11 protein-coding genes are annotated in these 11,494 nt (G+C 32.6%); 7 read left to right on the forward strand and 4 right to left on the reverse strand.

Annotation, left to right across the window (positions count from 1 at the left end):
- The first annotated feature begins 240 nt into the window (after positions 1-240).
- The gene (locus DMB71_RS06195; RefSeq protein ID WP_111364828.1) at positions 241-1,287 is read left to right on the forward strand and encodes a proline iminopeptidase-family hydrolase; all 1,047 of its coding nucleotides are present in this window, start codon (positions 241-243) and stop codon (positions 1,285-1,287) included.
- Positions 1,288-1,430: 143 nt separating this feature from the next.
- Here the strand turns inward: DMB71_RS06195 and DMB71_RS06200 are convergent, their stop codons facing one another.
- From DMB71_RS06200 to DMB71_RS06215, 4 genes are all read right to left on the reverse strand, one after another.
- A complete protein-coding gene (locus tag DMB71_RS06200) occupies positions 1,431-2,255 on the reverse strand; it encodes an alpha/beta hydrolase family protein (RefSeq protein WP_239452934.1) in 825 nt (274 codons plus the stop codon).
- 119 nt (positions 2,256-2,374) lie between these two features.
- Positions 2,375-3,937, reverse strand: a complete 1,563-nt coding sequence (locus DMB71_RS06205) for a serine hydrolase (RefSeq protein WP_239452935.1) — start codon at positions 3,935-3,937, stop codon at positions 2,375-2,377.
- A 254-nt stretch (positions 3,938-4,191) separates the two neighbouring features.
- On the reverse strand, positions 4,192-4,971 hold the full coding sequence (locus tag DMB71_RS06210) for a GLPGLI family protein (protein ID WP_111364584.1): 780 nt from the start codon (positions 4,969-4,971) through the stop codon (positions 4,192-4,194).
- Positions 4,972-4,974: 3 nt separating this feature from the next.
- A complete protein-coding gene (locus tag DMB71_RS06215) occupies positions 4,975-7,659 on the reverse strand; it encodes an outer membrane beta-barrel protein (RefSeq protein WP_239452936.1) in 2,685 nt (894 codons plus the stop codon).
- 549 nt (positions 7,660-8,208) lie between these two features.
- Here DMB71_RS06215 and DMB71_RS06220 point away from each other — a divergent pair.
- Genes DMB71_RS06220 through DMB71_RS06245 form a run of 6 tightly spaced genes read left to right on the forward strand, consistent with a single transcriptional unit; the run spans position 8,209 to position 11,494 of the window.
- The gene (locus DMB71_RS06220) at positions 8,209-9,003 is read left to right on the forward strand and encodes a hypothetical protein (RefSeq protein ID WP_239452937.1); all 795 of its coding nucleotides are present in this window, start codon (positions 8,209-8,211) and stop codon (positions 9,001-9,003) included.
- A 39-nt stretch (positions 9,004-9,042) separates the two neighbouring features.
- The gene (locus DMB71_RS06225) at positions 9,043-9,552 is read left to right on the forward strand and encodes a phage tail protein (protein ID WP_111364585.1); all 510 of its coding nucleotides are present in this window, start codon (positions 9,043-9,045) and stop codon (positions 9,550-9,552) included.
- A 24-nt stretch (positions 9,553-9,576) separates the two neighbouring features.
- Positions 9,577-10,098, forward strand: coding sequence for a phage tail protein (locus tag DMB71_RS06230; protein WP_111364587.1), 522 nt, complete (start codon positions 9,577-9,579; stop codon positions 10,096-10,098).
- A gap of 49 nt (positions 10,099-10,147) precedes the next feature.
- On the forward strand, positions 10,148-10,663 hold the full coding sequence (locus DMB71_RS06235; protein WP_111364589.1) for a phage tail protein: 516 nt from the start codon (positions 10,148-10,150) through the stop codon (positions 10,661-10,663).
- An 11-nt stretch (positions 10,664-10,674) separates the two neighbouring features.
- On the forward strand, positions 10,675-11,172 hold the full coding sequence (locus DMB71_RS06240) for a GNAT family N-acetyltransferase (RefSeq protein WP_111364591.1): 498 nt from the start codon (positions 10,675-10,677) through the stop codon (positions 11,170-11,172).
- A gap of 22 nt (positions 11,173-11,194) precedes the next feature.
- Positions 11,195-11,494 (forward strand): DUF6916 family protein, encoded by a 300-nt coding sequence (locus DMB71_RS06245; RefSeq protein ID WP_111364593.1) that lies wholly within the window; start codon positions 11,195-11,197, stop codon positions 11,492-11,494.

Here is an 11,494-nt window from a genome sequence, read left to right on the forward strand (position 1 = left end):
TGTGGGAGAGTATGTCGTCGCCTTTCTTTTTAGAATCCTCATCATGAATTTGATGGGGATTTTTTTGTTTTATATGATTTTGCATCCTCCTGACTGAATAGTAGATTTAAATTAATAATGCGCTCCGTTGACAGTCTATCAACATCTTTTTCAAACTGCATTAAATGTAAGAATTAATAATAGAATGATATTTATTATATTTAGATTTTAAAATTTAAGTGTAATATAAATGGAATGCTTATGGTTTACAGAAATATCTTAATGGCTGTTATTTTTGCGCTTCTCTTTTCGGCGTGCAATAATAAAGGTGATTTAAAAAAGCAAGATGCAAATCTTAGTTTATATTTAAAAGATACAACTCAGGGTATTAAGACAGGAGGAATAAAAATTGTAGAAATAAATACTCCAAAAGGAAAGTTTAAGGTATGGACTAAACGAATTGGGAATAATCCTAGAATAAAGTTATTACTGCTAAATGGAGGACCAGGAGCTACTCATGAGTATTTTGAGTGTATGGAAAGTTTTCTTCCTCAAGAGGGAATTGAATTTATTTATTACGATCAGCTGGGAACAGGTAATTCCGATAATCCTAATGATCCGACGTTTTGGGATTTGTCACGATATGTAGAGGAAGTGGAACAAGTGCGTAAAGCTCTTAATCTGGATAAAAGCAATTTTTATTTATTAGGGCATTCATGGGGCGGGACTTTAGCATCTCAGTATGCTCTTAAGTATCAAGATAATTTAAAGGGACTAATTATTTCGAATATGATGATGAGTGCTATTGATTATGATAGATATGCAGATGAAGTGTTGGCAAACCAAATGGATCCAAAAGTACTAGCAAGAATCAGAGAAATAGAAAAGAATAAAGATTTCGAAAACCCTGAATATATGAGGTTGCTAATACCTAATTTTTATTCAAAGCATATATTACGCTTAGATTCTGATAAATGGCCTGAACCAGTGAATAGATCTTTTAGTAAAATAAACCAGTCGTTGTATGTTACCATGCAGGGACCAAGTGAATTTGGACTCTCAGGAAAACTTGAGAAATGGGATATTAAAAAAGAGCTTCCAAAATTGATTGTTCCTACATTGTCTATAGGAGCCAAATATGATACAATGGATCCAGAACATATGAAGTGGATTGCGTCTCAAGTAAAAAACGGCACTTATCTATATTGTCCTAATGGCAGCCATATGAGTATGTATGACGATCAGAGTATCTATATGAATGGATTAATTAAATTTCTCAGGGATACTGACAACAGTAGCGAAAAATAGTATAAACAGATTGGAGAATTTTGAAAGAGATATTTTAAACTCATAAAAAGAAGAAAAAAAATAGATTTTTTTAAAGTAAACGAGGCTTAATTTATTCCTAAATCAATAGTTAAAGGGGATTATTAATATTTAATTTGATATTCTTATTTTTTGATGCTTAATGCTTTCTCTTTTATCCATTGAACTGAAATATCAAAAGGTACTATAATATCGCCAGAAGAAGTATTGTGGCCTAATGATGGAAATAAAGAATACTCAAAAGGTTTACCTTGAGCTTTCATTGTGTTTAATTGATCTATGCACAGTTTAACAGGAATCTGTATGTCTTTTTCGCCAAAAAGCCATATTCCAGGAATGGAAAGAATGTTTAGAGATTTTTTTGGGTCGGTCTCAACGAATTGATATTTGTCGGGATCATTTTTAATATGTTCACGAGCATCTGTTTCCGTATGGTTTTCCCAAAAATTATTGTTTCCGTTAGTGTAAAACTGAAATCGAAGTTGCTCTAGAGTTGTAATAGTAGGACAGCTAAATAAGACCATAAACTTTATTTTAGGATTTTTGCTTGCAGCAATTGGAATTATCCATCCCGCTTGACTGAAACCAACCAATCCAATAGGTGTTTTTTTATCCTTCAGATAGGTCTGGAAAGTATTTACTGCTTGGCTTGCATCTTGAGATAATAAATTAAGATTAGCAGTGTCAATGTTATTTGTACCAACAGATGGACCCACATATATGCCACCAGATTCTCCAACTCCACGTTTATCATATGTTAGTACGGCAATGCCTTCGCTTGCGAGACGTTTTGCAAATTTCATTTCTCTTTTTACAGGATCTGAACCATGAACAATTACAACTGCTGCAGATACTTTTTTAGGAGTTAAAATTGAACCTGAAAGAATCACACCCTGACTTTCAAACTTTACATCTTGAATGGTAAAATCAGTCGATTGGGAAAATGTCATCTCTGGCAGAGTTATAAATAACAGCGAAAAAAATAAAAGTTTAATGCTCATCTTACTTAGCTTAATATAGTTTTTTAACTAATTAGTTATATTACTGAAAATTTGTTACAAAAAAGTATTTATTTTTCTACTCTTTTGAAGTCTAAATCCTGAAAATCAAAACTAAAATCTATATTTGGCGAAATACCCTTCATTTTCATAGATTGGGCTTGACCTGTTTCGTCGAGCGAAAATAGAATGAAAGCATCACAGTTCATAGCTTGGTATTCCCATTTTACAGCAAATGTATTAGCATTATAAAAAGCCATTGGACCATTTAATTTAGGTGAACGCAGGCATTTGATCCATAATTGCTTATCTTTTAAAAATACTTCTGCTTTACCAAACCAATTATCTTGGTAAATACCAATAAAATCTTCATTTTTTATTTTTACTTTTTTTTCTGTGGCTACTTTCTGCCATACTTTTTGGCTTACTTCGTCACCCGTATGCTGGTCATCTTCGAGCCATTGAGCCATTTTATCTGTCCAACCAAAATCGTCTAGACCTAAGTAGCTATCTGCAATAGTGTTGGATACTGCAGTAAAAAGACCGCCGCCACCATTTTCGGTATTAGTCAGAATAACGATGCCCAAGTCAAGATCAGGAAATAGAGTAACAATTGATAACATGCCAGGAAGTCCTCCTGTGTGTTCCACTTTTAGCTTTCCTTTTACATCTGTTAAAAACCAGCCTAAACCGTAGCCGTTAAAATGAGAATTATACCTCGGATCGGGGTCTGTCGCCATAATGGTATGCAGACGCCACATTTGGTCATGATTTTTTAAAGAAAACAAGGACGATTTAAGATCTTCTCCATACTTACCTTTATTGAGATGCATAATGATCCATTTAGACATATCTGTCGCGTTTGAGTAAATGCCTCCTGCTGCGCTTGCTATTCCTATATTATAAGCGGCAATAGGTTTAATGGTTCCAGATACAGAAGAGTGAGGTGTAGCAAGATTTGTTTTATCCTGAAGCAGACTTCCGACAAAAGTATGGTTCATCTGCAGGGGAGCTATAACTCTCTGCTGAACAAACTGTTCATAGGTCATACCACTAACTTTTGCAATTAATTCTCCAGCAACTATATATAATAAATTATCATAGTCGAATTGGGTTCTAAAAGCGGAAACTGGTTTAAAATGCTGGAAGCTTTTCATTACATCCTGAACAGTAAAATCAGCTTCGTCTGGAAAAAACATTAAATCACCCGCACCTAATCCAAGTCCGCTACGATGTGTCAATAAGTCCTGTATATTAAAATGCTCTGTTACATAATTGTCATACATTTTAAATTCTGGCAGGTAATCTTTAACCTTATCCGTCCATTTTAACTTGCCTTCTTCTTCTAAAATAGAAAGTGCTGCAGAAGTGAATGCTTTCGTATTGGATGCGATCTGAAAATTGGTGTATTGATCCACCATTTTATTTGTTTCGATAGAACTTACTCCATAACCTTTAGAATGAACTACTTTACCATCTTTGACTATGGCAATTGATGCTCCAGCAACCTTAAACTTCTTGAGAGCATTCTGCATCAGAGAATCAATTTTTGCAGAAGATAATTGAGCAGATAATGTAGATGATGCAAAACAGATAAAAAATAGCAAAGCTAAAGAGGTTTTTCTTTTTGTCATATAAATTTTATTTTTTACAGTTTGATGTTTTGGCAGACAGCCAAAAGCATTGTAAATAGTGTGAATTACAAGACTTTTTTATAAACTACGGATTAGCTGATTGCTAATATAAGAAATATCTTTAATTGAAAAATATAAATTAAATTTAAAGAGACTTCTTTCTTTTTCTTATTTGATAAAGTAAATCTATTATTAAATAGACGACAAGTTTATTTAGATTAGTTTTTATATAAGAAATAGGTTTTAATATTTAGTTATAAAGAGTAGGCTTGTAATGTTTTTTTTGCCCATTTTCCCCAGTCTTTCAAAGCTTCCAAAAGTATTTTATTTAGTCCTTTATTGTCAGTAGGTTTGCCTTTAATTGGTGGAGCTAAATCTTTGTCAGAAACTGGAATTTCAGTAACTTTTGTAGCAAACCATGTCATATTTTCATGTGGCAGAGCCAAACCTAAAATTGTTCCAGGTAAGCCTGTAAAAGATTCGGGGCCACCTGAGAATGGAATTTGAATTGTGTAATAGGCAACAACATACACAGAATCGATAATTATAGCATTTGCTCTGCGGCATTCATAACCCGCAATTTCTCTTGTTTCATCGGTAATTTTCCAGTCAATTTTTCGCAAGCTATCTTTAACTATGTATAAATCATCGTATACATTTTTTTGAGTAATACTGGTTTGGGTATCTAGATCTGTGGCAATGACATTTTTTAAATTAGCCATTGCATCGTCGGCAATCCAACTGTTGCTTGTTGTTTGATTTGTTTCATCCCATTTGTATAAACTTTTGTTTTTTGAAAAGCTTAGTGTGCTTTTTACGGTTTTAAATTGGGGATTGTTTTTCTTATAACTTTCAAAAGCTAATTGATAATAGCTATCAGTTTCTCCTTTTATTTTTTTTGAAATCAAAGCGTACATATTTGATTTTTTTTCAAATTCGATTACCCCATTTTCAATAAAGTGATTTTGGGCAAAAATATTGAAGCCTGTTAATGTAATAAGCAATAATAGGATGTGTTTCAGTGTTGTTTTCATAGTTTAGTTTGCTTTAATTTCTCCCGCGCCCATTTTGCTAAAATCCCAGCTAACGGAGAACATAAAATATCTTTGGATAGTAGTATAAGTGCTTTGGCTGATATTTCCATTGAATGCAGAACGATTAAATCCTACATTTTGGTTCAAAAGATCTCTTCCCGTTATAGAAACTCTTAAATTATCGGTTTTTAAGAATTTTTTGCTGATTGATGCATTCCAAATAAAACGTTCAAAAGTTTCCTGAATCACTTGCGTTTTTCCATTGTATAGATAATTACCATCTGTGGTAATTTCTAGTTTGAAAGGTAATTCTATACTGGCCCAGAAATTTCCATTAAACCCCCAACCATTACTATCACTATTTTCATTGATGCTTGCATCTGCAACGTTGTATGTAGGGCCGAAACTGGTATTAAAATTGTATTTTTTTTCTTTATATTTTGATAAGTTTAAATTCAAGGAATAACTTGAATTTTTAGTTTGATTCAGCTGCGTATTGATGTAATTATAATTTACATTTTTATTGGCGCTTATGCCAATACCCGCTGTCATGTCTATGGCTTTTATTGTTTTACCAAAATTACTATTCAAATAATAACTTGTTGTAGCTTTGTTTTCTAAGTTTACAAATTTTGATATGCTTTCTCCTCTTTCATTTGTAACCACACTGCTTATTATTGGATTTAACGTAAAAACATATGATCCATTGACCGAAAAATATTGATTGGTAAGCACTTTATACGAATAATAACTACCTCTTAAAGTATTTTTAAAAGATGGGTCTAAATTAGGATTGCCTACAATTGTATTCAATTGATTTTGATTGTTTCGGATAGGCTGTAACTGATCTAATGTGGGCTGTTCAGTGTTTCCGTTATATGACAAACGCAGTGATTCTCTTTGTTTGAAATTATATTGATAGTTTATCTGAGGCATGTAGTTGATAAATTTTTGCTTAAAAGAACTATCGCTATAAACATCATATTGTTTGAAGTGTACACCACTAAATTTTGAACCAAAAGAAAAAACAGTTTTATTTTTTTTATAGTTAAAAATTGCGCCGATCTGGTTTATCGATTGGTCTAATTCATAATTATTGCTAAAAATAGAATCGAGAACATTATAATTTCCATCTGGAGACTTATTAAAAGATTTCCGATCAGCTTTTCCGTTACTAATGTTGAATCCATAATTAAGAATTAGAGATAGGCTCTTGGATAACGGTTCGGTATAGATTAAATTTGATTTAAAAGCCGTATTGCTAATAGTATTGACTTTATTTTGATCCACAACTTTGGTGCTATCTGGGCTAATTACAGATGTTGCAAAAAATTCGGCTCTAGAATTTAAATAGCCATCACTCTTACTACTTGTGCTTGATTGGCTTAAATTAAGAGACAATGTTCGGCCTGTTTTTTTTAGCCTTTTGGTTAACAGAGTATTTATATTAAATATTTTATCATCAGCTTCGTTTGTAGTTGCCTGTTTCAGATTGTTCAATAGGTTACCTTGTTCGTCAGTGCCTTTTCTCATTTCTGCTTCACTTGAATTGCTGTTTTTAAGTAATCCGTCTACATTTAATTTTAAGGTGAGGGTAGTGTCAATTTTAATTTCATAGGTCAGGTCAAGCTTGTTTTTAAGCATGTTTTTTTCAAAACTTTTATCTGAAGTATTATAAATGCTGCTAGAACTTAAATTTTGCTGGTTAATATCATTTCGGGTTCCCGAAAGTTTGATATCGCCAATTTTATAATTTATATTTATAGATTCTTTATCCTTATGCCATTTATTGTCAAAATGTATGCCGCCGGTTTGTACAATAGGAATTCCTTCACCATTAAATTGGCCATTCCAACTGTCAAATTCATCATTTCCATTGTTTGAAAAATAAATACCGCCGTCATCAGTTATTTGATAACTGCTTTGGCCATATTTATCTTTATCTCCCCATCCTAATCCTACCTGTCCGGTATTGGCTAAAATGCCATAAGCTGCTAATTTTTTCTTATCCCAAAATTTATTAAACATGGCTTGTCCATTATAAAAGCCATCAGTTCCAATTCCAAGTTCCACTTTCCCAAAATGACCATTTTTTTTGTCTTCTTTAAGCTTTACATTTAGCGTTTTGGTTTTCTGTCCGTCATCAATTCCTGTAAAAGCGGCCTGATCACTTTTTTTGTCGTACAATTGAACTTTGTCAACCATATCGGCACGCAGATTTTTTGTAACTAGAGTTGGATCATCTCCAAAAAATTCCTCTCCATCAACCAAAACTTTGGTTACAGTTTCGCCTTGAGCGGTAATTTTCCCATCCTTATCAATTTGTATTCCTGGGAATTGTTTTATCAGATCTTCGACTTTTGCATTAGGTTCTATTTTAAATGCTTTTGGATCAAATTCTAATGTATCTCCTTTGATTTTCATGGCAGCTCTATTGCCTTTTATAATGATTTCTGACAGAAGCCTGCCTTTATCAGCCAAATTAATTTTGCCATAATCTTTGGTTAGCTTTGTTGAATCAAGAGAAAATTTATCTACAAAATCAGCATATTTGGGATAAGAAACTAGCAAAATAAATTTGCCATCTTTAATATTATTTAGTTCAAAATAACCATTTTCTTTGGCTCGGGTAAATTTTATTAAAATGGAATCTTTTGCTCTTAATAAAGAGACGGATGCTTTCGACAAAGGAGAATTATTTATGGTGTCTATTGCATATCCTTTAACTGTGCCTAATGTTTGTGTGTGTAAAATATTCGATAAAAAAAGGAAGCAGCATATAACTAGAATGGTTTGTCTAATTGATTGGCTGTTTTGGGTTTTGGTAATTTTCTTCAATTTTATAGATTGTATCGGGTTGATTGTTTATTATGGTGCTAGTATTATTGCCAAAGCAAATAAAGAGAATAATTCAAGATAATTTTTACGGTTTTCCTCATTCTGATGCAATTAGATCGGTATTACTTTTCTAGATAGTTGTTTCTTTTCTTTTTGATTGTTCTTAATTTTTTTGTTTTGATTGTGGCCGGAAATAGGAAAACAGGTAAGGTAGTGCAGTGTATTTAAAAAGTATTTTTTTAATAATGAAAGGAGAAAAAGTATTAGAATTGATAGCTTATCCTAATAAACACAAGATGTTTATCACTTATCAATTTTATGCTCACTTAAGATGATAACTCCGTAAGTTGATTTGAATTATTACGCTACTCTCTAGTTTCTTTGCAAATCAACCTATAAGTGTTTTCTTTAAAAAAAGAATCAAATAACGTACTTATACGGTTTTTATTGTGTTATTTAACAAAAAATTATCATTTAATATTTCCTTTTATTACTTTTACTATGAATTTAACAGAAAAGCAGGAAATTATGATCAATTTAGCACGAAGAAATTTTATTAAAAATGTCGGATTTGTTGGTGCAACAACTCTTTTTTGTGGCTCTCTGGTAGCTAAGAACACTTTGGAAAATTTTTCGATTTCAGAAAATGATGAAGAAAATATTTTAGCCAAATTCTCAAAAATAACTTTTTTTGATGCTTTCCTTTTAGATCAATCTCTTGCAGATTGCTATAAAAAATCTATTTTAAATTGGGAAAAAACGGGATACGCTGCTTCAGGAAATTATTGTTTCAGTTCTTCAGACGGCCTGTTAAAAATGTTTCCTATGCATCTTCAAACTGAGGCTACTGGAAAAATAGATAATGTTTTGCTATGCTTGGGAAAAGATTCAAATGGTAACTGGAAATCTCTTCGATCTCTATCAGGATTTGATTTGGAAGCTATTACTATAGCTATGCAAGACTTGAATATACATCGTAATGATGTTAATTTATCTCATTATTTATTTCCTGCTCCAGTACAGCAATTAAATTCTGATGGCTTTTATACAAGAAAAGGAAGCGTTTATCTGCAAACTTATTTAGCCTCAGAACAAACCGTAACAAAAATTATCATAAAAGAAGGTAATTCTATCGTGTACCAAAAGGAAATAATTTCTAAGCATAGTTTTGCTTCAGATTCATTTTTGGTCTAATATAATTTACTTCGAAAAAAACTATAAATAGTCAATATTATGGCAACACCTTATTTAGGAGAAATACGTATTGTGTCTTTTAACTTTGCTCCAAAAGGCTGGGCTTTTTGCAATGGGCAGTTTTTGCCCATAAACCAAAATCAAGGTTTGTTTTCTTTGTTAGGAACAATGTATGGTGGCAATGGACAAACGACATTTGCTTTGCCAAATTTACGAGGAAGGATTCCTATTCATTTTGGAAATGGGCATACAATAGGAGAAAAAGGTGGAGAAGAAGCTCATACCTTAAGTATATCAGAACTTCCTCAGCACACTCATGTGCTGCAGGCGAAAACAGATTCGGCAAGCACTAATATACCGAGTTCTTTAAATTTATTAGGTAATACCGTTCCTAATTTAGTTTATAGTGGTCAAAGCCAAAATTTTACTTCGATGAACCCTAGTTCTCTTAGTAGTGTAGGCGGAAGTCAGCCTCATTTAAACATGCAGCCATTCCTTACCTTGAATTTTTGTATTGCTTTACAAGGTGCTTTTCCTTCTCAAAATTAATTATTAATTGTAAAAAGTAAAGATATGGCACAACCTTACATTGGGGAAATCAGAATGTTTGGAGGAAACTTTGCTCCTGTAGGATGGATGTTCTGTGAAGGGCAGATTCTCTCTATTTCTGAGTATGAAACATTATTTCAATTAATTGGCACTACATATGGAGGCGATGGACAAAGCACTTTTGCTTTACCAGATTTGCAAGGAAGAGTTCCTATCCATTCAGGTACATCCACTAGCGGTACAACATATACATTGGCAGAAACAGGAGGAGCAGAAGGCATTACATTAACCACTAATCAAATTCCTGCTCACAACCATAGTTTAATAGCAACTACAGATTTGGCAGATACTGCAAGTCCGTCCAATGCTCTATTTAGCACTAATCCTCCGGGAAGTAAAATGTTTTCTAGTGCTGCACCAACAACAGCTTTAAGCGCAACTTCCATTACAGCTACAGGTGGAAGTCAGCCCCATACTAATTTTCAGCCTTATTTGTGTGTCAATTTTATTATTTCGTTGTTTGGTGTGTTTCCTACTCAAACATAGAAAATTAAAATTTTCAATACTTTTTAAACAAAAATAAAACAATATATCTATGGATCAATTTGTTGCCGAAATACGTCTTTTTCCATTCAATTTTGCACCAGTAGGTTGGGCAATGTGCAACGGGCAATTATTGCCTATATCTCAAAATACAGGACTTTTTTCCTTACTAGGAACCACATATGGAGGCGATGGAAAAAGCACTTTTGCTCTCCCGAATTTGCAAGGAAGTGTTCCAATGCATCCAGGACAAGGAGCAGGATTATCTTTACATGATTTAGGAGAAACAGGAGGAAGTGAAAATGTTAGCTTGCTTGAGTCTGAAATTCCATCTCACAATCATTCATTAATGGCTGCAACTTTAAACTCACAATCAACATCTCCAACTAATAATAGTTTAGGTCGCGGAAATCCTATACGAGTTTATAGTCAGACAGGAAACAATGCCAATATGAGTTTTAACTCTGTATCTATCGCTGGCTCTGGATTTCCACACAATAATATGATGCCTTATTTGACAATGAATTTTTGTATTGCTCTTCAGGGGATTTTTCCAGCAAGAGGCTAATTTAACTGGATTTGAATTTAGAAATAAAAAATATCGGTTTTCGAGATATTGAAGAAAGTGATAAAACTCTTCTTAGGGAAATATATGGCAGTACCCGTCAAGAAGAACTTGATAAAGGAACTGATTGGAATGATGAACAAAAAAGACTTTTTATTGATCAACAATTTTCTGCCCAGCATGAATATTATCAGAAGAATTTTTTAAATGCAAAATTTTATATAATTGAAAAAGAAAAGGTTCCAATTGGAAGATTGTATATTGATTTTCTTTCTGAAAATGAACCTGTCAGAATTATAGATATTACAATCTTGCCTGAATGGAGAAACAAAAACTTTGGCAGCTCTATTTTAAATGAAATTCTTAAAAAAGCAGGCAGTAATAATTTAAATGTCTCGATACATGTTGAGGCTTTTAATCCTGCAATGAATTTATATAAACGATTAGGATTTAAAAAAATAAGTGAAACAAATGGTGTTTACCACTTGATGGAATGGAATTCTAATAACTGATATTAACGATTAACAAAATTATATGGATATATCTTTACTCACTTTAAATAACTTTAATTCTCTGCTTAACAGAGTGTTTATTATTAAATTTTCGGACGAGATTCAGCATAAGGCTGAGTTAATTTCTGTAACAGAATTTAATAGTTATTCTCCGCTACAAAGAACTCCATTTTCTCTTGTTTTTCGAACTCAACAAAAAGACGAATATTACGAACAGGGCATATTTACTGTTATGCACCCTGAAGAAGGCAATTTAGAATTATTTCTTACACCGCTAGGGTTTGATGAAGTGGGAATGAAATATGAAGCAGTATTTTCTTAA

It is taken from the genome of Flavobacterium tistrianum (assembly GCF_003254545.1).
GTDB classification, from domain to species: domain Bacteria; phylum Bacteroidota; class Bacteroidia; order Flavobacteriales; family Flavobacteriaceae; genus Flavobacterium; species Flavobacterium tistrianum.